This is a genomic window from Acidovorax sp. Root219, from assembly GCF_001428665.1.
In the GTDB taxonomy this organism is placed as follows: domain Bacteria; phylum Pseudomonadota; class Gammaproteobacteria; order Burkholderiales; family Burkholderiaceae_C; genus Acidovorax.
Window position 1 is genome coordinate 246 of record NZ_LMIJ01000021.1, and the last position, 24,684, is coordinate 24,929.

27 protein-coding genes and 1 tRNA gene are annotated in these 24,684 nt (G+C 67.8%); 3 read left to right on the forward strand and 25 right to left on the reverse strand.

The features are described 5' to 3' along the window. Nucleotides 1–218: 218 nt before the first annotated feature. Nucleotides 219–1,694, reverse strand: coding sequence for an amidase (locus ASE28_RS20035; RefSeq protein WP_162262268.1), 1,476 nt, complete (start codon nt 1,692–1,694; stop codon nt 219–221). A 218-nt stretch (nt 1,695–1,912) separates the two neighbouring features. On the opposite strand from ASE28_RS20035, the gene ASE28_RS20040 reads away from it, so the two are divergent. Beyond that, a complete protein-coding gene (locus ASE28_RS20040; protein WP_082608171.1) occupies nt 1,913–2,857 on the forward strand; it encodes a LysR family transcriptional regulator in 945 nt (314 codons plus the stop codon). A gap of 286 nt (nt 2,858–3,143) precedes the next feature. On the opposite strand, the gene ybaL is transcribed toward ASE28_RS20040, so the two are convergent. Then, nucleotides 3,144–4,883: a YbaL family putative K(+) efflux transporter gene (gene ybaL, locus ASE28_RS20045; RefSeq protein ID WP_057268207.1), complete on the reverse strand. Its 1,740-nt coding sequence runs from the start codon at nt 4,881–4,883 to the stop codon at nt 3,144–3,146. Between the two features lie 156 nt (nt 4,884–5,039). On the opposite strand from ybaL, the gene ASE28_RS20050 reads away from it, so the two are divergent. Continuing rightward, nucleotides 5,040–5,609: a hypothetical protein gene (locus ASE28_RS20050; protein WP_157422061.1), complete on the forward strand. Its 570-nt coding sequence runs from the start codon at nt 5,040–5,042 to the stop codon at nt 5,607–5,609. A 13-nt stretch (nt 5,610–5,622) separates the two neighbouring features. Here ASE28_RS20050 and ASE28_RS20055 read toward each other — a convergent pair whose 3' ends face one another. After that, complete coding sequence (locus tag ASE28_RS20055) at nt 5,623–6,087, reverse strand: hypothetical protein (RefSeq protein ID WP_057268209.1); 465 nt, start codon at nt 6,085–6,087, stop codon at nt 5,623–5,625. Between the two features lie 179 nt (nt 6,088–6,266). Here ASE28_RS20055 and ASE28_RS20060 point away from each other — a divergent pair. Continuing rightward, nucleotides 6,267–6,343 (forward strand) — tRNA-Arg (locus ASE28_RS20060). Between the two features lie 87 nt (nt 6,344–6,430). Here the strand turns inward: ASE28_RS20060 and ASE28_RS20065 are convergent. The 22 genes from ASE28_RS20065 to ASE28_RS20170 form a co-directional block, all read right to left on the reverse strand. Next, complete coding sequence (locus ASE28_RS20065; RefSeq protein ID WP_057268210.1) at nt 6,431–7,204, reverse strand: 4'-phosphopantetheinyl transferase superfamily protein; 774 nt, start codon at nt 7,202–7,204, stop codon at nt 6,431–6,433. Next, entirely contained in the window at nt 7,201–7,641 is a 441-nt protein-coding gene (locus tag ASE28_RS20070) for a hypothetical protein (RefSeq protein ID WP_057268211.1), read from the reverse strand. Before ASE28_RS20070 ends, ASE28_RS20065 begins: the two co-directional genes overlap by 4 nt. 97 nt (nt 7,642–7,738) lie before the next feature. Continuing rightward, nucleotides 7,739–8,167 (reverse strand): hypothetical protein, encoded by a 429-nt coding sequence (locus ASE28_RS20075; RefSeq protein ID WP_057268212.1) that lies wholly within the window; start codon nt 8,165–8,167, stop codon nt 7,739–7,741. 84 nt (nt 8,168–8,251) lie between these two features. Next, the gene (locus ASE28_RS20080; protein WP_057268213.1) at nt 8,252–8,674 is read right to left on the reverse strand and encodes a hypothetical protein; all 423 of its coding nucleotides are present in this window, start codon (nt 8,672–8,674) and stop codon (nt 8,252–8,254) included. Between the two features lie 3 nt (nt 8,675–8,677). Continuing rightward, nucleotides 8,678–9,931, reverse strand: a complete 1,254-nt coding sequence (locus tag ASE28_RS20085) for a beta-ketoacyl-ACP synthase (protein ID WP_057268214.1) — start codon at nt 9,929–9,931, stop codon at nt 8,678–8,680. Continuing rightward, nucleotides 9,928–10,698 carry a 3-ketoacyl-ACP reductase FabG2 gene (locus ASE28_RS20090; protein WP_057268215.1) on the reverse strand — a complete coding sequence of 257 codons (771 nt, stop codon included), beginning with the start codon at nt 10,696–10,698 and terminating at the stop codon, nt 9,928–9,930. The genes ASE28_RS20085 and ASE28_RS20090 overlap by 4 nt, the downstream gene beginning before the upstream one ends. A gap of 212 nt (nt 10,699–10,910) precedes the next feature. Then, a complete protein-coding gene (locus ASE28_RS20095; protein ID WP_057268216.1) occupies nt 10,911–11,393 on the reverse strand; it encodes a dehydratase in 483 nt (160 codons plus the stop codon). An 18-nt stretch (nt 11,394–11,411) separates the two neighbouring features. After that, nucleotides 11,412–12,611, reverse strand: coding sequence for a beta-ketoacyl-ACP synthase (locus ASE28_RS20100; RefSeq protein ID WP_057268262.1), 1,200 nt, complete (start codon nt 12,609–12,611; stop codon nt 11,412–11,414). Next, a complete protein-coding gene (locus tag ASE28_RS20105; RefSeq protein ID WP_057268217.1) occupies nt 12,608–13,192 on the reverse strand; it encodes a DUF3261 domain-containing protein in 585 nt (194 codons plus the stop codon). The genes ASE28_RS20100 and ASE28_RS20105 overlap by 4 nt, the downstream gene beginning before the upstream one ends. Then, nucleotides 13,189–14,466 (reverse strand): NAD(P)/FAD-dependent oxidoreductase, encoded by a 1,278-nt coding sequence (locus ASE28_RS20110; RefSeq protein ID WP_057268218.1) that lies wholly within the window; start codon nt 14,464–14,466, stop codon nt 13,189–13,191. Before ASE28_RS20110 ends, ASE28_RS20105 begins: the two co-directional genes overlap by 4 nt. Continuing rightward, a complete protein-coding gene (locus ASE28_RS20115; protein ID WP_057268219.1) occupies nt 14,466–16,817 on the reverse strand; it encodes an MMPL family transporter in 2,352 nt (783 codons plus the stop codon). The genes ASE28_RS20110 and ASE28_RS20115 overlap by 1 nt, the downstream gene beginning before the upstream one ends. After that, nucleotides 16,814–17,467: an outer membrane lipoprotein carrier protein LolA gene (locus ASE28_RS20120; RefSeq protein WP_057268220.1), complete on the reverse strand. Its 654-nt coding sequence runs from the start codon at nt 17,465–17,467 to the stop codon at nt 16,814–16,816. The genes ASE28_RS20115 and ASE28_RS20120 overlap by 4 nt, the downstream gene beginning before the upstream one ends. After that, complete coding sequence (locus tag ASE28_RS20125) at nt 17,464–17,904, reverse strand: thioesterase family protein (RefSeq protein WP_057268221.1); 441 nt, start codon at nt 17,902–17,904, stop codon at nt 17,464–17,466. Before ASE28_RS20125 ends, ASE28_RS20120 begins: the two co-directional genes overlap by 4 nt. A gap of 51 nt (nt 17,905–17,955) precedes the next feature. Beyond that, nucleotides 17,956–18,948 (reverse strand): acyltransferase, encoded by a 993-nt coding sequence (locus ASE28_RS20130; protein WP_057268222.1) that lies wholly within the window; start codon nt 18,946–18,948, stop codon nt 17,956–17,958. Beyond that, entirely contained in the window at nt 18,945–19,721 is a 777-nt protein-coding gene (locus ASE28_RS20135) for a glycosyltransferase family 2 protein (protein WP_057268223.1), read from the reverse strand. Before ASE28_RS20135 ends, ASE28_RS20130 begins: the two co-directional genes overlap by 4 nt. After that, nucleotides 19,718–21,430 (reverse strand): AMP-binding protein, encoded by a 1,713-nt coding sequence (locus ASE28_RS20140; protein ID WP_057268224.1) that lies wholly within the window; start codon nt 21,428–21,430, stop codon nt 19,718–19,720. Before ASE28_RS20140 ends, ASE28_RS20135 begins: the two co-directional genes overlap by 4 nt. 54 nt (nt 21,431–21,484) lie before the next feature. Continuing rightward, nucleotides 21,485–22,036, reverse strand: coding sequence for a hypothetical protein (locus ASE28_RS20145; protein ID WP_057203375.1), 552 nt, complete (start codon nt 22,034–22,036; stop codon nt 21,485–21,487). 31 nt (nt 22,037–22,067) lie between these two features. Next, nucleotides 22,068–22,328 carry an acyl carrier protein gene (locus tag ASE28_RS20150; RefSeq protein ID WP_057268225.1) on the reverse strand — a complete coding sequence of 87 codons (261 nt, stop codon included), beginning with the start codon at nt 22,326–22,328 and terminating at the stop codon, nt 22,068–22,070. Between the two features lie 29 nt (nt 22,329–22,357). After that, nucleotides 22,358–22,618 carry a phosphopantetheine-binding protein gene (locus ASE28_RS20155; RefSeq protein WP_007855388.1) on the reverse strand — a complete coding sequence of 87 codons (261 nt, stop codon included), beginning with the start codon at nt 22,616–22,618 and terminating at the stop codon, nt 22,358–22,360. Continuing rightward, nucleotides 22,605–23,381 (reverse strand): 1-acyl-sn-glycerol-3-phosphate acyltransferase, encoded by a 777-nt coding sequence (locus tag ASE28_RS20160; RefSeq protein ID WP_057268226.1) that lies wholly within the window; start codon nt 23,379–23,381, stop codon nt 22,605–22,607. Before ASE28_RS20160 ends, ASE28_RS20155 begins: the two co-directional genes overlap by 14 nt. After that, entirely contained in the window at nt 23,374–24,135 is a 762-nt protein-coding gene (locus tag ASE28_RS20165) for a beta-ketoacyl synthase chain length factor (protein WP_082608173.1), read from the reverse strand. Before ASE28_RS20165 ends, ASE28_RS20160 begins: the two co-directional genes overlap by 8 nt. Nucleotides 24,136–24,375: 240 nt before the next feature. Beyond that, complete coding sequence (locus ASE28_RS20170) at nt 24,376–24,684, reverse strand: hypothetical protein (protein ID WP_057203445.1); 309 nt, start codon at nt 24,682–24,684, stop codon at nt 24,376–24,378.

Consider the following 24,684-nt stretch of genomic DNA (forward strand, 5'->3'; position numbering starts at 1 on the left):
GCGATGATAGATGGTGCCTCTCGTGCCGCACTGGACGAATTGTCCAGTGGCGCATGCCCATGGGCCCTATGCGGTCTGGGCAGCAGCGCGACCGGAGGCCGTGATGCCCGGGTGCGGCCAGGGCGGTGGCTTTGCACTGGCCCTGAGCCTGATCGTGATGCGCAGCGGCAATGCGCAGGTCACGGCCCAATTGTCGGCCACGGCCAGAGTTCAGCTATTCATTCATTTATCGCCGCGCCGAGTGCGCCAATGCCGTTGGCTCCACGGTTGGGCCGCAATCTTGCCAGCAGTGGCTCCATTGCTTTGGCGACAGACAGCAAATGCCAGTCGTCAAAGCGGCGGCCGACCAACTGAAGGCCGACGGGCAAACCTTGTGCGGTCTGAGATGCGGGTATGGAGACCACGGGGCCCTCTGTGACACTGAACAATGTCGTGTAGGACTGCGTGACGTTGTAGTACGGCACAGCCTTGCCATCCACTGACAGCGGCTCATCGTACACATTGAAGATTCCGAATGTCCGGCTGTGCTTGTGGTGCGCAAAAGCGGGCACCGGCGAGACAGGGACGATCCATGCGTCATAGCCAATGAGGAATCGCTCCATTGCATTGGTTTGCTGCGCCTGCTCTGTCAGCGCTCGCATGTAGCTTTCAACGGAGATCGGGTCGAGGATCCTGCGCTGGTGGGGGATATCTTTTACCGATTTTCCTGCAAACATGCGCCCGATGCGGCGTGCAAGGTTCGAGCGCTCATAGCCGCCTTGCATCCCTACAAGTGCCCCCCAGGTTTCCCAGGTGCGTTGGTACGAAAAGCCTTGGGGTTCGGCCTTTTCGACAATTGCGCCTGCTGCGCGCAGCGCGTCCACCACCTGTTCAATGGCCTTCTTGACGTCCACACCGACAGGCATTCCCCCCAACTCGACCGCATAGGCAATCTTCAGACCTGTCAACGCTACCGGTTGGGCGGATCGAGGATGCAGCGGAGCGACCGTTGCGTCTTCGGGCGAGGTTCGCGCCAGCACCGACAAGGCCAGTTCGAGATCCTCGACACTATTGGCCAAAGGCCCCAACACAGCCATGGTCCTGATGCCGTCCACCTCGTCGGGCTTGGGTGGGATATGGCCAAGCATCGACACAACACCATGGGTTGGCCGCAAGCCCCAGACACCGGTGTAAGCGGCGGGAAGGCGGATCGAGCCCGCCAAGTCGGAGCCGAAGGAAAGAGGCGACATGTGCGAGGCGACCGCGGCAGCGCACCCACCGCTGCTACCGCCTGTGGTCAGTTTCACATTCCAGGGGTTGTTGGTGGTTCCAAACAGGGTGTTGGTCGTCTGCATATCCATCGCCAGCGTTGCGGCATTGGTTTTGGCCAGGACAATGGCCCCCGCCTGGCGCAAAAGAGCCACCGCAACGGCGTCATTTTCGGGAACGTAGTTGGCCAGATCAGATGAGCCGGCAGTCGTGCGCAGCCCGCGTGTTGCATAGGTATCCTTCACCGTCACGGGAACTCCATGCAACGGGCCCCAGATCTCACCGCGCCCCAACGCCTGGTCCGCAGCCTGTGCACGTTCCATTGCGGCGTTCAGATCCAGCACGACGATAGCGTTGAAATCTTCGTTGTAACGCGCGATCTGGCTGACAAACGCCCGCACCACCTGAACAGAACTGAGCTCCCGTGCCTGGATCTTGCGTGCCAAGTCAGACGCCGTCAGTGTCACGATCTGTGTGTCCTGCTCAGAAACAGGCCAACTGTCGCTGGAGGGTATTGCGCGATGGGGTCCGGGCATTGAATTGCCCGATGCATTGGGTGTCAGTGCTGCTGTTAGGACGGAAGATCCCGGCAAGGTGTGTTTGAGAGTGTTCACGAAGGAGGTTCATCAGTGCTTGATGGCTCAATCATCAAGATCTAGAATCAATGCGTCTATTGCATATTTCAGATGAACCCATTCAGAATATGAAACTGTCAGGACTGGACCTGGATCTGCTGATTGCACTGGATGCGCTTTTGGACACCGGTTCTGTAAGCGCAGCCGCAGGAAGGCTCCATCGGTCCCAACCAGCGGTGAGCAGGATGTTGGGGCGGCTGCGGGAATGCTTTGATGACCCGCTGTTTGTTCCCCATGGGCGAGGACTCGCGCCCACCCCGCGTGCAATCGCGTTGCGTGGGCCGTTGAAATTGAGTTTGAGCGAAGTTCAGCAGTTGTTCAACCCACCGCGTGCGTTCGATCCGTTGCGGGACAAGGCGCATTTCCGCATTGTGAGTTCGGACTACGCAGCGGTCGCGCTGATGGGCTCCATCGTCAGCTGGCTGCACGACCATGCACCCCATGTGCATATTTCTCTGCTCCCTGTTACGGGCAATCCCGAGAACCTGCTTGCCAGTGGCGAGGCCGAAATCATGTTCGGTCCACAAGAGTTCTGTCCTGGGTGGTGTGCGAGTACCCCTTTTATCGAGGACTCCTGGATGTGCGTGCGGCGAAAAGGCGAACCGCTGCCGACCACTTTGAAGGAGTACCTGCAAATGGCACATGTGGCAGTTCACATCGAACGCGCCTTTGGCAATCAGGTGGATGAAGCGTTGCGCAAGCGGGGACGGGCAACGCGCCGGGTACAAGTCACGGTGCCCGATTTTGCGGCAGCTGTTTTTATCACCGCCAACAGCCCACTGCTGGCCACGTTGCCCAGCCCGGTGGCGCGCGCTGCATCGAACCTGCTGTCAATGGAGTTGGGTGAAGTGCCACTGCGCGTGCGCGGATCGTCCGTGTCCATGATCTGGCCACGCCGTCTGGAACGCGATCCGCCTCATGTATGGCTGCGCCAAGCTGTCCTTGACAGTGCAGGCTTGTCTTTCCGGGGCTGAGCGCGTCGCTGTTGCATTGACCGGGTGACGCAACTTGTCTGGGTCAGGGCCAGCAATGGGTTTCAGCGCTTTCATTCTCTGTGCCAACGGTCACGCTGAAAACACGCGAAAGACGCTCGATGTTCCGACGTGCTCAAAGATCGACGTCTGGCGGCCCACAGCGCATGATCTCGGTGCGGGCAATGGTTGAGGTATCCCCTCAAGAGGGGGTGAACTATCGAACGACAGCTCCTGGCCGAAACCTGCCATCCATCACTGGATCGCGCAACAGCACCAGAACAGCCCCTCACCCCGACCCATGCAAGCGCGCCGGCGTCGTCGCCGTCCCATGCCGCGCCATGTCGTTCGCGCGGTCGATCACATGCCGCACCATGGCCTGGGCCAGGGCCTCTTCGGCCAGGAAGACGGTGCTGCCATTCTCTTCCTCCAGCAGGCGCGCCTCCTGCTCGCTGTGGCTGCGGATGACGGTTTCGATCATGGGGTTGAGCAGCTTGGCGGTGGCGATCATCTGGCGCACCTTCAAGGTGTCGGGCGTGGCGATGACCAGCATGGCGGCGCGGGCGATGTGGGCCTGGATGAGCACGGCGGGCTCCACCGCGTCGCCGAACACAGCGGCGATGCCCTTGGCGCGCAGGGCTTCGACCAGCTCGCGGTTTTGCTCGGCGACCACGAAGGGCACGTCGTTGGCGGCCAATGCGGCGGCCAGGCGGCGGCCGACCTTGCCGTAGCCCACCAGCACCACCTGGTGCGCGAGGAACTTGGCGTGCGTGGTCATGGGCAGCTCGGCCAGGGGGTCGTCGCGCTCTTCGAGCCGGCGCGCCAGGGCCGAGCGCGTGCGCAGCCAGCCCTGCAGCGGCGCAATCGCGTGGAACAGCATGGGGTTGAGCGCCATGGAGATCAGCGCGCCGGCCAGCACCAGGCTCGTGCCCTCGGCCGGCAGCAGGCCCAGCGACGCGCCCAGGCCCACCAGGATGAACGAGAACTCCCCTATCTGCGCCAGGCTGGCCGAGACGGTGAGCGCGGTGTTGAGCGGGTAGCGGAACGACAGCACCAGGGCTGCGGCCGCGAGGGTCTTGCCGACCATGATGATGGCCACCACGGCCAGCACCTGCAGGGGGCGGTCCCACAGCACGGCGGGGTTGAAGAGCATGCCCACGGAGACGAAGAACAGCACGGCAAAGGCGTCGCGCAGGGGCAAGGATTCCTGCGCGGCGCGGTGGCTGAACTCCGACTCGCGCATCACCATGCCCGCGAAGAAGGCCCCCAGCGCGAACGACACGCCGAACAGCGCGGCCGAGCCGAAGGCGATGCCCACGGCCGCGGCCACCACGCACAGCGTGAACAGCTCGCGCGAGCCGGTGCGGGCCACTTGCCACAGCACCCAGGGAAACACGCGGCGCCCCACCACCAGCATCAGCACCACGAAGCCGCCCACCTGCAGCAGGGTGAGCCCCAGGGTCCTGGCCAGGTCCGAGGCATCTGCACTGGCCCCGTTGCCGCCCAGCACGCCGGCCAGCGGCGGCAGCAGCACGAGCACCAGCACCATGACCAGGTCTTCGACCACCAGCCAGCCGACCGCGATGCGGCCGGTGTACGTCTCGAGGATGCCCAGGGTTTCGAGCGCGCGCAGCAGCACCACTGTGCTGGCCACCGATAGCGACAGGCCGAACACCAGCGCCCCGCCCAGGCCCCAGCCCCACCAGTAAGCCAGGCCCATGCCCATGAGCGTGGCCACCATGATCTGCACCACGGCCCCCGGCACGGCGATCTTGCGCACCGCCAGCAGGTCACCGAGAGAAAAGTGCAGCCCCACGCCGAACATCAGCAGCATCACGCCGATCTCGGCCAGTTGGCTGGCCATGGCCGCATCGGCCACGAAGCCCGGCGTGAACGGCCCGATCACCACCCCGGCCAGCAGGTAGCCCACCAGCGCCGGCAGGCGCAGCCGCGTGGCGACAAACCCCAGCGCCAGCGCCAGCCCGAGCGCGGCTGCGATGGTGTGGATGAGGTTGACGCTGTGGGGCATGGTGGTGAAAGGCGGTGGAAAAAACTGGGCGGGTGCTTGCCTGGAACACGCAGGCAAATAGCGTGCCTTAGTTCACACAAGCGGTCAGCAATCTTATAACCGCAAGCACGCGCGGTGCAAAAATCAAGGGCAATGCTGCGCCCTGAAATTCACCCCATGCTCCCACTCACCACCACCCCCCTGCCCTTCCCCGCCGGGCATGCCGCAGGCCCCCTCTCCCGCCACCCTCATGGATTCCTGGCCATGGCCGGTCTCGCGCTGGCGCTGGTGCTGGCATCGCCCGCACCGTGCTGGGCCCAGCAGGCGGCGGCACCGGCAGCCAAGGCTGCGCCCAAGCTCACCCAGAGCTACCATGATCGCGTGGAGGAACTGCAGGACCAGGTGAACGAGGGCAAGCTCGCTGAAATCCGCGCTCGCATCGTCCCCACCACCGAGCGCAAGGTCTTCGACGTGGACGATGTGAACGACTCGCAGACCTGGTGGCAGTACGAGGACGACACTACCTTCGTCCACATCGAGAACGGCACCGGCCGCACGATCACGGGCCTGGTGCTGGACTTCTGGGTCGACAGCTGTTCACAAAAGGCGAAGCCCCCCAATACCGTGCATGTTCTGCTCAAGAAGCCCCTGCGCAAGAACGCCCAGGCGGTGGTGGTGGTACCGCCGAGCAAGCTGCTGCACACCAAGAACGAGGTGAGCTGCCTGAGTGTGCGGGGCGGATGGTAGCGCGGCGGATCGGTTAGGGCTTGCGCCCCCAACGGGCTTCGTAGTCGCGCTCCATCTTTTCGCAGGCGCCCGCAACGAACCACGCCGTCGACGCGTCCAGGGATTTGCGGCCCTGCTCGCTCCAACACAGTTTGATGGCGTCCTGCGCCCGCCAGCGCGCATCACGTTCCGGGTTGTCGGGCATCAGGGCCCCGATCAGCATGAGGCCCCCGATGGCGATCACCGGGGCGAGCAGGACCCAGCCCCACCAGGGCAACAGCCGCTTCTTGCGGGGCTTGGCGGCTGGCGGCTCTTCTGCAGCCGCCGTAGCGGATGGCGGCGTGCCGCCCGCCACCTTGGCCCGCATGTAGGCCGCCTTGGCGCGCTGCTCGTCGCCTTCGCTTTCGGCAAAGCACTTGGCCCACAGCGCCGGGTCCCGGTCCTCGGGAGACTCCGCCTCTTTCATGGCCGCCGCCCAGCTGTCTTCCGATCCTTGCATGCACCCTCCTTCAATCAATCATTCAATGTTCTTGCGGATTGGGCAGCGCAGCACGGCCTGCCGTTTGGCCAATCCAGCCCGCCCGAACAGGTATCATTCGGTACCTGCACAGCTTGGATTCGCGGATCGCCCCGCGAACACCATCAAAATAATAGCGCCAAACGCAACGTTGGCGCTGTCTGCCCGTAGCTCAACTGGATAGAGCAATAGCCTTCTAAGCTATAGGTCGGGGGTTCGAGTCCCTCCGGGCAGGCCACATTCCCCCTATGAAAAATCGCTCGTCGGCAATTCCTGGGGAAACTCCAGGGAAGTAACCGCCTACAGCTTGACGCCGGCCACCGGCTCAGCCCGGCAACGCCACCAGAAGCCAGTCGCCGTCGCCCTGCCATGCGACGTCCGCATCGACCTGCAGGGAACACGGCGGCAAGCCCCCGGCCCCCAGCACGCACACCGACAACAGCACCGCATGGCCGCCCGCCGTGGCTCCGTGCCATGCCCTGGCATGCGCCAGAACCTGGCCCTGGCTTGGCAGGCCCGCAGGCTGGCACACGATGCGCCGGATCGCCGCGAAATCCACGCCCGTCCCCGTGCATTTGAAATAGGCCTCCTTGAGGCTCCAGATCTGCAGGAAGTGGCGCTGGCGTGCAGGGCCATCGTCCAGCGCCTGCAGCTGCGCCAACTCCCCTGGCGTGCAGGCCATGCCGGCCAGGGCGAGCACATCGCGCCGGCTGGCGTGCAGGTCTTTCACCTCCAGGTCGATACCCACCGGGTGCGGGGCCGCCGCGCAGGCAAGCCAGGCGCCGCTGTGCGACAGGGACAAGTGGGTGGCGGCTGCTGCTTCATCGCCATGGTGCTGCGCGTTCAGGTGCGGCGCCCTGCCCTCGGGCGCGTCCAGCCGCCAGTGGTCGGGGGTGGTGCCGCGGGCCATGGCCAGCTGGTGGCGCAGGGCGTAACGGCAGGCGATGAACTCCTGGCGCCGGGCCGGGTGTTGCATGCCGGCCAGCCGGGCCGTTTCACTCTCCGTCAGCCACTCCGGTGCGTTTTGCTGCTGCGCGCGGGCCGCCAAAGGGGCCTGTGCGGCGAGCAGCAGTTGCAGCGCCGGGGTGGTAGTCGTCACTGCCCGAAACGGACGTAGGTGCCCTTGAAGGTCACGCCCGTGAGCATGCTGCCCGCGTGGCATTCGTAGTTGACCGGGTCCTTGTAGACCTTGCCCTTGAAGGTGCTGTGCAGGTCCACCACGGCGTTGGCGCCGCGCTTCTTGGCGAATTCTTCGAGCGAGATCAGCGTGGACAGGGCCACCCAGTGGCAGGCCTCTTCCTTGGTCCGGCCGCCGGAGGATGTCTTGCGGTTGGCGGTTTCTTCACCGATGGCGGTGCCGCCCTCGGGCGTGGGCGCACCCGACAGGTAGAACTTGACGCTGCCGTCGAGCTTCTTGAGCTCCAGGCCCAGTTGCACGGCCTCTTCCAGGGGCAGCAGCAGTACCTTTTCTGCGTGGGCGGCCATGCTTGCGCCAGCCAGTAGGGCCAGTGCAAGGATCGTTTTCTTGATGGTCATGCTTTGCTTCCCTCTTTTCGATCTCTTTGTTTTGATGGATGGATGGATGGCCGGGGCGCGCGCGGGCCCGGGCGGCAAGGCCACCCGGCGGGTGGCTTCACACCTTGGCGAATGTGCCCTTGAGCGTCACGCCGATCACGACCGCGCCGGCATGGCACTGGTAGCTGACCGGGTCCTTGACGGTGGCGCGCTTGTAGTAGCTGTGCAGGTCCACCACCGCGTTGGCGCCCTTTTGTTTGGCCGATTCCTGGAAAGCGATCAGCGCCGACAGCGCCGCCCACTTGCAGCCATAGGCATCGTCCTTGCCCACGCCGTTGGTCTTCTTGTTGGCGATGTCTTCGCCCAGGCGGGCGCTGACCCGGGGCGTTTTGGCGCCCGAGAGGTAGAACTTGACGCTGCCGTCAAGCTTGCCCTGCTCCACGCCCATGCGCACCACCTCGTCCAGGGGCAGTGTCAGAACGGTATTGCGGGCGTGCACCGCGCCCAGGGCCGACAGCGCGGCCAGTGCCACGATCCATTGCTTCATGCGGATTCTCCTGTGGTGCCTCTCCGCGTGGGAGGGGCGGTTTCGAATGGTTTGTTTGCGTGCCCCGGCGCTGCGCGCCGGGATTCAGGCACCGCCGCTGATGCGCTGCATGAGGTTGCGGATCCAGCGGTTGTAGTTGGGGTGGATCAGGCGACCATTTCCCCCCTCGGCGTAGTTGAGGTTGTAGCTGTTCAGGTAGTCGATCTTGTAGCCCGTGTGGTCGTAGCGCACCACGATGGCTGCCATGTGCTTGCCGTTCTTGTCGTACTGCAGCTCCACCGTGCCCGGGGTTTCGCGGGTCACCGCCCAGCCCAGCGACTGGCCGGCCAGGATGATGCGGTCGCGCACCTGCGCCGGGGTGGGCACGTAGGCGCTGGTGAAGACGACCTGCGGTGCATCGACAAGTGCCTCGGCGCGCGCATGCACACCGCCGCTGTGCAAAGCCAGCGCCAGCACGGCGCCGATGGCCAGGGCGCTGCCCCGGGCGAAGGATTTCTCAGTTCCCATTACTTACTCCCTCCAACGTTTGAAAATCAAGGATGTGTTGATGCCGCCGAATGCAAAATTGTTGCTCATCACCACGTCGGTCTGCCGCTGGCGCGCCTGGCCCATGATGAAGTCCACCGCGCCGCAGCGCGGGTCGGGCTCGGTGAGGTTGGCGTTCTGGGCGAACCAGCCTTCGCGCATCATCTCCAGCGTCATCCAGGCCTCCAGTGCGCCGCAGGCGCCCAGAGTGTGGCCCATGTAGCCCTTGAGGGTGCTCACGGGCACTGCGCCGCCAAACACCGCGTGCGTGGCGGTGGTTTCGGCGATGTCGCCCTGGTCGGTGGCCGTGCCGTGGGCATTGATGTAGCCGATGGCCTCGGGCGCCAGGCCGGCATCGGCCAGTGCCATGCGCATGGCCTGGGCCATGGTGACCGGGTTGGGGTGGGTGACGTGGGTGCCGTCGGAGTTGGTGGCAAAACCGATGATCTCGCCCAGAATCTGCGCGCCGCGCGCCTGGGCATGTTCGAGCTCTTCGAGCACGAAGGTGCAGGCGCCCTCGCCCAGCACCAGGCCGTCGCGGTGGGCGTCAAAAGGCCGGGGCGTGAGCTCGGGCGTGCCGTTCTTGGTGCTGGTGGCGAACAGGGTGTCGAACACTGCAGCCTGGGTGGCGTCGAGCTCTTCGGCGCCACCGGCCAGCATGGCCAGTTGCTTGCCGCTCTGGATGGCCTCGTAGGCATAGCCCAGGCCCTGGCTGCCCGAGGTGCAGGCGCTGGACGTGGGGATGACGCGGCCTGTGGCGCCGAAGAACACGCCCATGTTCACCGCAGCCGTGTGCGACATCATCTTGATGTAGGTGTTGGCGTTGATGCCTTCGGTGCTCTTCTCGGCCATCATGCGGCCGAAGTCGCCGATGGCGGCCGGCGTGCCGGCCGACGAGCCGTACGAGACGCCCATGTGCCCGCTCTTGACGAAGGGGTCGCCCAGCAGGCCGGCGTTCTCCAGCGCGATCTCGGTGGCGCGGGTGGCCATCAGCGCCACGCGGCCCATGCTGCGCATGGTCTTGCGGTTGTAGTGCGCGGGCAGCTCGAAGGGCGCCACGGTGCAGCCCAACTGGGTGCTCAGGCCCTCGTAGCCTTCCCACTCGTGCATCACGCGGATCACGTTGCGGCCACTGAGCAGTTGGCTGCGCACCGTGGCCCAGTCGTTGCCCAGCGGGCTCAGGGCACCGATGCCGGTGACGACCACGCGCTTCTTGCCTGTTGTTGTTGAAGTGCTCATCCGACCATCCCCCCATTGACCGAGATCACCTGGCGCGTGATGTACGAGGCCTCGGGGCCCAGCAGGAAGGCGACCACGCCGGCCACCTCGTCCACCGTGCCCATGCGGCGCATGGGAATCATCGCCAGGGCGTGCTCCAGCACCTCTTCGCTGACCATTTCGGTGTCGATCAGGCCCGGGGCCACGCAGTTGACGGTGATGTCGCGCTTGGCCAGCTCGATGGCCAGCGACTTGGTGGCGGCGATCACGCCGGCCTTGGCCGCGCTGTAGTTGGCCTGGCCCCGGTTGCCCATGAGCGCCGAGACCGATGCCAGTGTGACGATGCGCCCGGGCTTGCGCCGGCGCACCATGGGCATCACCAGCGGGTGCAGCACGTTGTAGAAGGCGTCGAGGTTGGTGTGCACCACGCGGTCCCACTCCTCGCCGGTCATGGCGGGGAAGGCGTTGTCCATGGCGATGCCGGCATTGCAGACCACGCCGTAGTAGGCGCCGTTGGCTTCGATGTCGGCCTCCAGCACTGCGGCGCAGGCGACGCGGTCGGCCACGTCGAACTGCAGCACGCGCGCACTGCGGCCCAGGGCCTGTATCTCGGCCACGGCGCTGTGTGCCTGGTCCAGGCCGCTCCTGCAGTGCACCACGATGTCATGGCCGTCACGCGCCAGGCGCAGGGCGATGGCCCGGCCTATGCCGCGGCTGGAGCCCGTCACCAACACGGTGGTGGCAGCAGTGGGCGTTGGTGGTGGGGTTGTCTTCGTCAGCTCGTTCATTCTCGGTATCGATGGCCTGTTGTCTGTGTGGGGTGGGCTTGCCTGGGGTCTGGCGGCCCGGTCACCAGTGTCCCGTCCCGCAAATAAATTCCAATAAAGCCGCGTCTTTCACACCAGGGCCGCGTTGCAAATCCTCGCGATAGCTACGGCTATCGCTGCGGTTTGCGCCTTGCCCTGGCACGAAATCCATCGGCTTTATTTTTGGCATCTGTTTACGGGACGGAACACTGGCCCGTGGCGGGCGATGGTGGAATATAGGCGTTCCCGTCGACCGGCTCAAAGACGGAAATGCGCGCGGTTGCCAACTCTTTCGCACCATCGGCTTCGATCCGGCAGTCGAACATGCTCAGGCCGTTGTCGCCCAGCAGCTCGCAGCGCACGCTGACGGTGAGGCGGGTACCGGGCGAAAAAAAGGGCTGCGCGGTCTCGTACCGGCGCGAGCCGAGCAGAAAACCGATCTGTACCGCCCTGCCCTTTTGCAGCGCACGCCAGCCGGCCCAGGCCGCCACCGTCTGCGCCATGTACTCGATGCCCACCCACGAGGGCATGCCGGCGTCGTGCATGAAAAGCCCGTCGCGCGGCACCGTGACCTCGGCAACGGCGCTCTCTTCGTCGGCGGCCAGCAGGCGGTCCAGCAGCAGCATGGCGCTGCGGTGGGGCACGTAGTTCTCTATGGGTAGAAGTTCACTGCTCATCGGCTTGTCGTCACTCTATCAAGCGGCCTCGAACAGCAAGGTGCTGTTGCTGCCGCCAAAGGCAAAGGAGTTGCTCATCACCACGCGCGCCGCGCGCCCCAGCTGCATGCCGGGCGCCACGGCGGCCAGGGCCGGCATGGTGGGGTCGGCTGCGCCATCCCACCAGTGCACGGGCAACACGCCCTGCGGATTGTGCTGCAGCACGTGCCAGGCCACGGCGGCCTCCAGCGCGCCGGCGGCGGCCAGGGCATGGCCGGTGAGCGGCTTGGTGGAGCTTACCGCGACATCCAGGCCCAGAACGGCCTGCACCGCCCGGCTCTCCATGGCGTCGTTGTGCGGCGTGGCCGTGCCGTGCAGGTTGACATAGTCCACGGCGGCCGGCTGCATGCCCGCGCGCGCCAGCGCCTGCTGCATGGCCGCCACGGCGCCCTGGCCGGTGGGGTCGGGGGCGGACATGTGGTGCGCGTCCTGCGACTCGCCCCAGCCGGCCAGGCGCACGGGGCCCGCGTCGCGGCTCAGCACGAAGAAGGCCGCCGCCTCGCCCAGGTTGATGCCCCGGCGGTTGGCCGACAGGGGGTTGCAGCGCTCGGCAGACACCGCCTCCAGCGCGCTGAAGCCGCCCACGGTGAAGCGGCCCAGCGCATCGACGGCTCCGGCCACCACCGCATCGGCCATGCCGGACTGCAGCAGCCGCGCGGCCGAGGCCAGGGCCTTGGCGCCCGAGGAGCAGGCGGTGGAGATGGTGTGCGCAGGCCCGCGGATGCCCAGGTGCTGGGCCAGGAATGCGGCCACGTTGCCCATCTCCTGCACGGGGTACTCGAAGCCGGGGGGAAAGCACCCTTCGCGCGCCAGGTGGCGGGCTGCCGCCTCACCCTCTTCGATGCCCGCCGTGCTGGTGCCCACCACCAGGGCCACGCGCGTGGGGCCACAGCGGGCAATGGCCTGCTGCACCGGGCCCTGCAGCGCCTGCAGGGCGCCCCAGGCCAGCGCATTGTTGCGCGAGCGCTGGTGCGGCGGCGCAAAGGCCAGGTCAGGCAGCACCGCGCCCTCGGGCAGGCAACCCAGCGGCAGGGTGCGGCCGGGGGAGTAGCGGTCGGTTCGCTGCAGGGTCTCAGGGTCGGTGGCGGACAAGAGGTTGGCGCGCATCGCTTGCGCGCTGACGCCCAGCGCGCTGTACGCCGACGCGGCGTTCAAATAGACATGCGGGCGGGTGGTCACGAAGGCTCCTGCGCCGGGGCGCACAGTTGGGAGCCCCCGGGCGATTCGACGCGCAAGGTGAAGGGCCCGCCGGGGTAGATGATCTCGACGGCAGAGTTGCCGATGAACTGCACGCGCACCTGCTCGCGGCCGTCGCGCAGCAGGCGGCGCCCAGTGGGGCCTGCTTCCACGCTCCAGGGCGGCTGCACGGCGCGCTGCACGGCGCGTGCGGGCCAGAAGGCGAGCTGCAGGTCGCTGAGCACCTGCTCGGGGGCGAGCTGCGCGGGCCAGTAACGCGAGAGCTGCTTGTCCCACTGCCAGCCGTCCCACACCAGGGTGCCCATGCCCTGCCCCATCACGAAGAAGGCCAGGCGCACGGCCTCGGCATCCACTTCGAGCAGGGCTTCGAGCTGCTGCGCGGGCCGGCCGGGCACCTCCACGGTGAGGCGCTGCTGCACAGCGACCTCGCAGCGCAGGGCTGCGGGTGCCAGGGCCAGCAAGGGGCTGCGCGTGGCATCGGGGGCGCCCAGCGATGCACAGCCTGCGAGCAGCACGGCACACACCGCAGCGGCCAGGCCACCAGGAATTCGCGCGAGGTTCATGCAGGCACAGCCCCCTGGCCTGGCGCCTGCCGCTGCTGCCGGCACACCTCGCCCAGCACCTGCAGGCGGCGCTGCGGCTCGGCGACATAGGGGTTCTTTGCGTCCCAGGCGTAGCCCGCGAGGATGGAGGAAATCATGCGCCGAATCTCGGGGTTGCTGTGCTGCTCGTGGAAGATCACGTCCTGAAAGCCCCCGTCGTACCAGCCCTGCACGAAGGCGCGAAAGGTGTTCACCCCTGCCTGCAGCGGCACGGCATAGTCCTGCTGCCAGTCCACCGCCTCGCCGCGCCAGGCACGCGCGATGCAGCGCGCGGCCAGGCTGGCCGAGGTGACGGCGATGGTCACGCCGCTGGAGAACACCGGGTCCAGAAACTCGCCCGCATTGCCCAAGAGCGCAAAGCCCTTGCCCCACAGCGCGGTGACGTTGGCTGCATAGCCGGTGATGGAGCGGCCCGGCGTGTCCCACACGGCGTTGCGCAGCACGTGGGCCAGGCTCGGCGTCTCGGCAATGATGGCGCGCAGGCGCTCGACCTCGCTGCCCTCATACCGCGCCAGGAACTCGGGTGTGGCCACCACGCCCTGCGAGCAGCGGCCGCCGGCAAAGGGGATGGTCCAGAACCAGACCTCGTGGTGCACCGGGTGCACCGTGATCAAAATCTTGCTGCGGTCCATGTCGCCATGGGCGATGCCGTCCTGTATGTGGGTGAACAGCGCCCCGCGCACCGGGAAGTCCGACGGGCGCTCCAGCCGCAGCAGGCGCGGCAGGATGCGCGCGAAGCCGCTGGCGTCGAGCAGGAAGCGCGCCTGCACGGTGTATTCCTCGCCCTCGGGCGAGGTGACCGACACCTCGGGCCGCTCGCCCGACACGTCCACGGCGGTCACCGTGTGGCGGTAGCGCACCTCGGCACCGGCCTTGGCGGCGGCATCGGCCAGCACCTTGTCGAAGTCGCCGCGCTGCACCTGGTAGGTGGTGCCCCAGCCGGGCGAGAACTTGTCGCGAAAATCGAAGTCGGTGCGCAGGTCGCCCTTGGCGAAGGCCGCGCCGTTCTTGTACTGGAAGCCCGCCTCCACCACGTCCTGCAGCATGCCGGCCTCTTCGATATAGGCCATGCTTTGCGGCAGCAGGCTCTCGCCGATGGAAAAGCGCGGAAACGTCTCCTTTTCGAGCACCAGCACCTGGCGGCCCTGCTTGCGCAGCAGGCCGGCAGCCACGGCGCCCGAGGGGCCCGCGCCCACGATCAGCACCTCGGTCTGTTCCAGTCGGCGTTGTTGCATCAATGTTCCTTGTTGTCCGTGGCGCCGCGAAACAGCGGCGCCAGCACCAGCACCAGCGGCAGGCCGAGCATGAGTGTGAGGCCAAAGGCCTTGAGTGCCGGCGTGGCCGACAGCCCCAGCAGCCCGAACGACAGCCAGGTGCTGCCGGCGCCGATGACCACCGCCAGCCAGGCATGGGGGTCGTCCTCGTGCTCTTGCAGGAAGATACCGTAGTCGATGCCCACGCCCAGCAGCAGCATCAGCGCCAGCACGTTGAACAGTTGCCAGGGCGCGCCAAAGGCGGTGAGCACGCCCACCACCACCAGGCTGGCCAGCACCGTAGGCATCCAGGCGCGCCAGGCCTTGCGGCCAAAGCGCAGCCACAGGGCGGCCAGCACCAGCACGTGGCCCAGCAGCAGCAGCTCGGTCATGGAGATGCGGTAGCGCTGCAGCAGGGCGGATATCTCGGCCGGCTTGTCGACCCAGGCCACGCCTTCCAGGCCCTCGGCAGCGCCGGCCAGCTCGGGCAGCGATGCGAGGTCCCGCACGCCGCGCAGCATCAGCAGGCTGCGGTAGCTGCCGTCGCGCTCGCCCAGCCACAGCGGCCGCGCGGCGGCCGAGATGGGCTGCGCCAGCCAGGCCTGCACTGTGATGGGCGTAGGCGGCGGCATGGCGGGCCGGGCAAAGCTTTCGCCGAGCTCGGCGTTCACGCCCTTGAACACGGCCTCGTGTGCGCGCGCCACCAATTGGGCATCGCTGTCCTGGCGCCGGGCCGAGGGCACCCAGTCGGACACGCCGCTGTAGCCCACCAGCAGCTGGCGCGCCACCAGGGCGTCGAGCCGGTCCTTGAGTTCTTCCTCGCGCTGCAGCACCTGCTCGGGCGTGTTGCCCTGCACCAGGTAGAACTGCGCGGGGCTGGGCAGGCCCAGGACCTCGCCCACCTGGCGCTGCTGGGCAACGAGCGGGGTGGATGCGTTCTGCAGCTGGCGCACGTCGTCCTGCGCACGCAGGCCGCCCAGCAGCCACAAGAGCAGCGCCATGGCCACGCACACCGCCACCGAGCCGGGCAGCGCATGGCGCCAGCGCGGCCAGGCCATCAGCGTCTGGCCGATGCGCTGGGCCAGGGGGCTGTGCGGCATGGTGCCCCGGTCGAGCCAGGGGAACCAGCAGACCACGGTGAGCATGGCGGCCGTGAGCCCCACCACCGAGAACACCGCCATCTGCCGCAGGCCCGGGAAGGCCGCCGCGCCCAGCGCCAGGTAGGCGATGGCGCTGGTGCCCAGGGCCAGCCACAGCGCCGGCATCAGAGCGCGCATCAGCCCATGCGGGCTGCGCGCCGGCGCGCCCTGGCGGCTGGCGAAGTAGTGGATGCCATAGTCCTCCGCCACGCCCACCAGGCTGGCGCCGAACACCAGGGTCAAGAGGTGCACCTGCCCGAAGAACAGCGCCGTGACCGACAGCGCCACCGCGCAGCCCACCAGCAGCGACACTCCCACCAGCGCCACCGGCCGCAGCGAGCGGAACGCCATCCAGGCCAGCAGCAGCACGCCGGCCAGCGAGCCCCAGCCGATGGTGTTGATCTCCCAGTTGGCCTGCACTGCAGCCGCCTCGGCATGCAGGGGCACGCCGGCCGTGACCATGCGGGCACCGGGCCACTTCGCGCGCACCTGGGCCAGCGCAGTCTGCAGGGCGCCATCGAGCACCGGCTCGCCCGACAGCCGAAAGGCCGAGCCCTCCAGCGTGAACTGCAGCACGGCCCATTGCTGGCCGTCGGCCGCCACCCACAGCTCGCCATCGCGCGGGCGGGCCTGGCTTTGCGCGCCGCGCGCCGTCCACCACTGGGTCCACAGGCCCAGGGGGTCGCTCACCCAGTCGGACAGACGGGCCTGCACGGCGGGCTGGTACAGGTCCTGCAGCGCCTTTTGCACCAGCGCGGCATCGGGCGTGCTGGCCAGCATGCCGCGCTGCGCAGGCGTGAGCAGGCGCTCGCGCCAGGGCTGGTAGAAGCCGAGCGCAGCCTCCATGGAGGTCTTTTGCGCGATGGGGTCCTCGCGCAGGCGTGCACCGGCCCCGGTGGCCAGGGACTGGCGAAACACCTGCACCGCGGCGCGCGCATCGGCCCACTCGCTGGCGCCAAGCAGCACCACCACCTGGCGCGACATCTGGCCCACCAGTTGCTCGGTGGCCACGGCCACGTCGGGTGCCTGCTCGTTCACGGGCAGCAGGGCCATCACATCTGTGTCGATGCCGTCGTGCTTCCAGAACTGCCACTGGTGCACGCCCACGGCGATGACCACCAGCAGCCAGGCCAGCGCGGCCGTGCGCCAGAGCCAGCCGGGGGGGGCGTCTTGCACCGGGGTGTGCGCGGTCATTCGAACTGCGCCGCGTCCTGCGGGCGCAGCGCGTTCTCGGCCACGGGGGTGAGGATGCGGATCAGGCTGCTGTCACCGCGTGCCTCCTGCAGCTTCACCTCCTGCACGAACTGGTTGCCCTGCAGCTCCACGGCGGCAAGCCACTGGGCCAGCGTGGGGTCGCGCGGCACCAGGTGCAGCGACCAGCCCTTGGCGGCCAGTTGCCCCGTCACCTCGAAGTGCTGGGCCAGCTCGGCCAGGTTGGCCGACATGACGGAGAACAGCATGGCGTTGACGGTGCGCAGCACGGGCTCGTCCTGCGCGCGCATCTGCGTGGTGAGCTTGCCGTCGCTGCCGCGCGACTGCAGGCTGTCGGGCCGCACCACCAGGGTGGACTCGAAGGGCCTCTGCACATGCCAGACGATGCCCTTGCCGCGCGCCACGACGAAGTCGCCACTGGAGCGCAGCGGCTGCTTGAAACCCTTGACGGTCTTGAGCTGCTCGAAGCCGCCGCGCACCACGGGTGCGTCGTGCACGCGCTGGCGCACCTGGGCCAGCAGGTCCTGCGCGGCAGGCGTTGCTGAGGGAGCAGTCTGGGCCGTAGCCGACAGCGCCAGGGCGCACAGTGCGGCCCCCAACACGGTTCTTTTTGTCCAGGCGATGAGGCTCATGGCGCCACCCCCAGCCGTTGCCACAGCACGGGCGGGCAGACGAAGCACATGGCACGGGTCTGCATGTCCACCGCCACCTGGATGGTGTGGGCGCTGTTGACCTTCTGGCCCGTGGCGGCGTCGCTGATCAGGTAGTCGATGCGCAGGCGGTTCTCCCACTCGGTGATGGTGGCGCGCACCTTGAGCACCTGGCCGAAGGTGGCCGGGCGCACGTATTTGAGGCGCATGTCCACCACGGGCCAGCCATAGCCCGATTCGCGCATGCGCGGGTAGTCGTAGTCGAATTTTGCGAGCAGCGCGCTGCGCGCCAGTTCGAGAAAGCGCACGTAGTGGCCGTGGTAGACGATCTCCATCACGTCGATGTCGTAGAACGCGGGGGTGATCTCGATCTCATGGCTGAGCCGCTCGCGTGAGGCCAGCTCTTTCTCAGTGGACATGCGGCAGCCTCCGGGCGGGCGTGGGGGCGTAAAGGTGGATCATGCAGGCAATCATGCAACGGGGACGGGGCGCGCCGGGCCCGCCTGATCCCAAAAGGGGAAGAAGTTGAACCAGTCGTAAGGGGCCTTGCGCAGCATGCGCTCGAGCTGCTGCGCGAACAGGCCCGCATACTCGGCCAACGCCTGCTCGCGCCGGGCACGCGGCAGCAGCACGCGCTCGGCCAGCGGCACGAATTCGACCGCGTAGCCTGCGCCATCGTGCACGCAGCCCATGAAATACAGCGGGCATTCGAGCACCGAGGCCAGCACGTAGGGACCACAGGGAAACGGCGCCTGGTGCCCGAGGAAGGTGGCATGCGTGACGCGGCCCTCGCGCACGGGCACGCGGTCGCCGGCAATGGCAATGAGCTCGCCGCGGGCCACGCGCTCGCCGAGCATCATGGCCGTGGCGGCGTTGAACTCGGTCACCTGCAGCAGCTGCACGCCGCTGTCGGGCGCCAGGCGCTGCAGCACGCGGTTGAAGCGCTCCGCATGGGCCGTGTGCACCAGAATGCTCAAGCGCAAGCCCGAGTGCCGCTCGGCAATGGCCCGGCACAGCTCGATGCAGCCCATGTGCGCGGTGACCACCACGGCGCCCCGGCCCTGCTGCTGGAGCAGCGCACTGAACTGCTCGCGCCCGGTGAAGGCCACGCGGTCGAAGCGGTAGCGCCCGGTGAGGGCCAGCAGCTTGTCGAGAATCACCTGCGCAAACATGCGAAAGTGCCGCTGGCTCTGGCGCCAGCCCGGCATGTGGGGCCACAGGCTGTGGGCCGCCTGCATGCGCTGCAGGTACTGCAGCGACGAGCGACGCGCCACCGGGCTGGCCAGCCAGTAGTAGGCGACGATGGGGTACAGGCACAGCAGAAACGGCCAGCGCCCGAGGAACCGGTGCACCTGGTACAGCAGCCACATGCCGGCGACGAAGGTGTTCTCGCCCATCTGCGCCCAGTGCGGCGCTTCGGCCGCTGCGGCAGCAGTTTTGGCGTCGGGCGCCGGTGCCGTCATGCCGCGTGCCCGGTACGGCGCCGCCCCACGAGCTTGCGCGCCAGCAGCAGGGGGCTGCGCAGCAGCATGCCGCCGAACAGCCGCGTGTGCATGCCCGAGATGAGCACGTTGTCGCGCCACACGCGAAAGTGCGAGAGCCCGTCCTGCGGATAGGTCACGGCCGTGCGCTGGGTGACGAAGGGCACGCCCTTCCAGTGCATGCGTACGAGGATCTCGGTGTCGAACTCCATGTGCTTGCCGATGCGCGCGCCGTCCATCACGCCGATGGCCTCGCGCAGCGGGTAGACGCGAAAGCCGCACATCGAATCCTCGATGTCCAGCGACAAGGTGTTGATCCACACCCACACATGCGTGGCATAGCGACCGTACAGGCGCGCCTTGGGCACGCTGGCATCGTAGCGCGGCGCACCGCAGACCATGGTGCCGGGCTGTGCGCGGGCCAGCGCGATGAAGGCGGGGATGTCGGCCACGGCGTGCTGGCCGTCGGCATCGATCTGCAGGGCGTGGCTGTGGCCTGCCGCCAGCGCATGGCGCATGCCGGTCATCACGGCGCCGCCCTTGCCCTGGTTCTGCGGCAGGCGCAGCAAGGTGAGCTGTGCGCCGTGCTGCACGGCCAGCGCGTCGAGCACGGCGGCGCAGCCGGGCTCGGAGCCGTCGTCGACCAGAATGCAGTGCAGGCCCGCACCGAGCACGCCCTGCACCATGCGGGCGATGGTGGTGGGGTGGTTGTAGACGGGGATGATGGCGACGGGGTTGAATGCGGCGTGCGTCATGCAGCACCTCCCTGCACCAGGCGGCCACTGGCGTGCGGGCCTCGGTGGGACGTGAGCGAGAACTGCAGCTGGCCCTTGTCGGGCACCCATTGCAGCTGCACCTGCACGCTGGTGCCGGGCAGGATAGGCTGCTGGAACTTGACCACCTCGGCGCGCATGAAGGCCGCCGGGATGCCGAAGGCCTGTGTGCCCAGGGTCACCACCCAGTGCAGCTGCGCCACGCCGGGCACGATGGGCGCGCCGGGGAAATGCCCGTCGAGCACGCGCAGCCCGGGGTCGACCTGCAGCGTGGCCGTGGCCCGCAGGTCGCCGCGCTCCGTCCACAGCGGCTGCGGCATGAGCGGGCGAAACAGCGCCAGCAGGTCGTGCTGCGTGGTCTTGCCCTGCGCGTTCTGCGGCATGCGCAGCACGTAGCGCCAGCTGCGCGGCAGGGCCACGCGGTCCACGCAAGGCTCCAGCATCGCGCGCAGTGCGGCACCCAGGCCGCGGCGCCCTCGCTGCTGCAGCGCCTGCCAGCCGGCGTCGCTGAGCGCCAGCACCATGCCCACGCGGTCGGCGGCGGGCGGCGCTTCGAGCACCACGGCCCGGGCCGCGGCCACCCAGTCGCTGGCCAGCAGCGTGGTTTCCATGGCGGTCAGCGAGATGCGCTTTTCGGCGATTTTCACGATGCGGTCTGCCCGGCCCTGCAGCACGAAGCCGGCGCCGCCGTCCTGCGGCAGCGCGCGGTCGGCGGTCTCCCACCAGGCATCGGCATCGGGCAGGTGACCCGAGCGCACCGAGAGGCAGCCGCTGTCGGCCAGGCGCACCTGCACGCCCGGCAGGGGCTGCCAGGCATCGCCCTGCTCTGCCCTGCGCCGCCAGGCGATGCCGCCGGTTTCGGAGCTGCCGAAGACTTCGGTGGGCGAATGGCCGAGCAATGCCAGGCAATGCGCCGAGGCCTCGGGCGGCAGGGGGCCGCCCGATGAAAAGATGCCGCGCAGGCCCTGGGATGCGGCCGCCCAGTCGAGCGCATCCGGCAGGCGGCTGAGCATGGCGGGGCTGGAGATCAACACCGCAGGCCCGGGCTGCGACAGCTGCGTCACCAGCTCTTCGGGGTAGCGCAGGAACCCGGTGCCCAGGTGCCGGCCAGCCGCCAGAGGCCACAGCACGCGGAACAGCAGGCCGTAGATGTGCTGGTGCGACACGGTGGCCAGCGTGCGCAGGCCGGGCGCTTGCGCCATGGGGCCGAACACCGCCTGCAGCGCGTGCACCTCGGCATCGAGCTGCGACAGCTGCTTGACGATGCGCTCGGGCACGCCTGTGGAGCCCGAGGTGAACAGCACCACCCGCGCATCGCACAGGGACAGGGGCTGCAGCACCACGGCCGGGGCCCCGGCTGCATCAGGCTGCAAGGCACCGGGCAGCAGGCCCGCGGTGGCCTGCACCTGGGGCAGCAGGTGCGCCAGGGTGTGCGGCTGCAGGTCGCTGGCCAGCACCGGGGTCTTGCCCGCGTGCCAGGCGCCCCAGAGCGCGGCGGCAAAAGCCAGCGGGTCGTCGAAATACAGGCCCACCTCGGTGCCCTGCACCTTTTGGAAGGCGGCGCACCAGGCCTGCACGGACAGCACCCAGTCGGCGTGCTGCACCGTACGACCGCCGATAGCCGCCACCGCATGCGCGGCGGCACGTGCCTGCGGCAAGGCCACTTCAGACAGCGCTGTAAATACGTTCACTTTGCTCGATTCCTGGATTCTTGGAGTTGTTGGACAGGGACGGGAAATTCAAACTCAGGCCAGCGCGCCACGGCGCTTGACCCACTGGCGCACACACCACTCGGTACCCATCAGGCAGCCCATCAGCACATAGGCGATGAGCCCGTTGTACAGCGCCCAGGTAGCATCGCTGCTGAAGGCGGCGGTATAGGCCGCCGCAGCGCCGTTGGCCACGAAGAACACGCACCACACGGCCGTCACCTTGCGGGTGTAGCGTACCCCGGCGGCGGGCAGGTCGGGCTCGGTCAGCCGGGCCAGGCGCTCGACCACCGTGGGTGGGTGGCGCAGGCTGACCAGAAACACCACCAGCAGCACGGCATTCACCAGCACCGGGTAGAGCTTGACGGCCAGCGCATCGCCCTGCCACCAGGCGGCCAGGGCCAGTACCGCCGCGCCCAAGGCCACGGCCCACCAGAAGCGCTGGCGCGTGACCAGGGCGCGCAGCACAGCCAGCGCCACCAGCAGCACGGCCAGCCACTGCGGCGCCACATGGCCCATGGCCAGGTACACGCCCAGCGGGTACAGCACCGTCAGCACCACCAGCACGGCGGTCACGATCTTGTGCATGGCGGGCAGGTCGCCGGGCGCTCGGACCGTCTCAGGCGGCGGGGGCGGCGTCGTTCACCAGTTGGTGCAGCGCATCGACCACGTCCTGCACGGTGCGCACCGACTTGAAGGCGTCGGCATTGAGGCGCTTGCCCACCCAGGGCTTGAGCTGCACGATCAGGTCCACGGCGTCAATGCTGTCGATGTCCAGGTCGTCGTACAGGCGGGCCTCGGGGGTGATGCGGGCGGCGTCGATTTCAAACGTCTCGCGCAGGATGGCGGCGATGCGTTCGTAGATGGCTTCTTTGTTCATGTTGGATTTTTCCGTGAAGGCCGCCCGGTTCAGTGCGTGCGGCTGGCGGCCACGAAGGCGGCCAGCGCCTGCACGCTGCCAAAGTGCTTGCGCGTCTGCTCCGAGTCGGCCGACATGCTCAGGCCATAGCGCTTTTGCAGGGCCAGGCCGAGCTCCAGCGCGTCGATCGAATCCAGGCCCAGGCCTTCGACGAACAGCGGCGCTGCGGGGTCGATGTCCTCGGGCGCGATGTCTTCGAGCGCCAGGCTGGAGATGATTATTTCTTTGATTTCTTGCTCAAGTTGAAGCACAGGCAGGTCCCCTGAATAGTTGTACGGACAGGTGCTCGGTCACATGGCGCGCGGCCAGCGTTTCGCTGGCGGCCGAGTCACAGAATTCTTGCACCGCGATGTCGGGCTGCACCTCGATGGTGAAGTGCGGCTTGCGCACGGGCACCTTCCACCACGGCGTGCCCTTGGTCAGCATGGGCAGGCTGCTGTGGATGTGCACGGGCGTGATGTCGATGCGCCCGCGCACCGCCACATGGGCGGCGCCGCGCTGCAGCCGGTTGGCACCCTGCAGCGGCGTGCGCGTGCCCTCCGGGAAGATGATGAGGTTGTTGCCGTCCTTGAGCGAACGCACGCAGTCCTCCAGCAGCCCCGCACCATCGCCATTGGTGATGAAGCCCGCCGCCCGGATGGGGCCGCGCGTGAAGGGGTTGCTCGCCAGCGCCGCCTTGACGATGCAGTCCGCATGGCGCACGAAGGAGATCAGGAACACCACGTCGATCAGCGAGGGGTGGTTGGCCAGGATCAACAGGCCCCGGCGATTCAGGCGCTCGGCGCCATGCACCTCGTAGGAGATCACGCCCACCCAGTTCATCAGCCCCACGAAGCCGCGAAAGCAGTAATGGATGATGGTCTGCGACAGCTGCTGCTGGCGCGCGGCACCGCGCACGAAGAGCATGGCCACGGGGCACACCACGATACCCAGCACGATGCCGCCCAGGCCAAACACGGAAAAGCAGAAACCCGTGGCCACGATGCGCCAGGCGCGGTTGATCACTTCAAGCATGCACGCGCTCCCACATCCATCGGCCCGAGGCATGGCCACGCACCAGGCTTTGCCGCTCGCCCTGCAGCAGGAAATGCAGCGCATCAAGCCCGTGCGGCAAGCCGCCCACCTGGCCCTCGCCCTGCGGCGCATCGTCGTCGAGCGCCTGCAGCACGAAACCTGCTTCGCCCGCCTGCAGGGGCGCCAGCAAGGCGGCCCAGGCGTATTCGGCTGCGGGCTCATCGTGGAAGGCCGCGTAGTCGGGCGGCAGCACCTCGTCGTAGCAGACCAGCAGCACCTCGGCCGCACCCGGAGGTGCATCGCTGAGCAGGCCCAGGGCTTCGACCACACCGGCCTCGGGCGCGCAGTGCGAGGAGGCAACGCAGACCGCGTTGGCGCGCATGCCGCGCAAAATGGAATGCTGGGCCCCTACGGCGTTGTGCACCGACAGGCCGAAGGCGGTGGGCGACAGGGGTTCATCCAGGGCCTGGGTGCGCAGCAGCGCCAGCGCCTTGTCGGCATCGCCATAGCGCGAGGCCCAGACCACGGGGATGTCGGCGCCGTCTGCGGGCGGCAGCACGGTGTCGGCTACGGCAACCGCCATCTTCGCCAAGTGGCCCAGGCGGCGGCGCGACATGGCGGGCACGTGGGGCAGCTCGACCGCCGTGTCCCCCACGGGGCACACCGGGGCCTTGGCCCATTGCAGCCATTGCTCCTGACTTTGCAGGCCCGGTGCTATCGCAGCCCACGCCCGAACGGCGAACGCAGCGCGCACGGCCCTCTCCTGATTTCATTGGTTAGCGTGTGCACGGCGCACACGGTTCAATTATCTCAGAAAGGCCCTTTGGGGCGACAGTTTTACCGTTCCAAAAGAGCACAAATACCCACCCCTGTGCGGGTTGCGCGTGCTGGCGCAACGGTTTAGGGGTTAGTACCCACCCGTTCGGGTGGGGTCCGCTTCGTTGCATACAGGCGACAGGGCGCCACCCCACCCCTACCCTGCCCCCGCTGCGTCCTACTCCTCGAACCCAAACCCCACCGCCGACACCCCGGCCGCGCTGGCCCGGGCCACCAGGTACTGGCCCGGACCGACCACGATGGCCGTGCGCTCGAGCACGCCCGAGGGTGGCAGGTACACGTCGTATTCGATCCACTCCGCATCGGTGGGTGTGGCTGCGGCGGCCAGCGCCACCCGGGCCAGCACGGCCCAGGTGTTGCGGTTGACCAGCGACAGCGTGAGCGTGCCGGTCAGCGTGGCTGGCTGGTAGAGGGTGGTGGCCGTGGCCGCAGCCAGGTCCAGCGCAAAAAGACGTCCGTTGGCCAT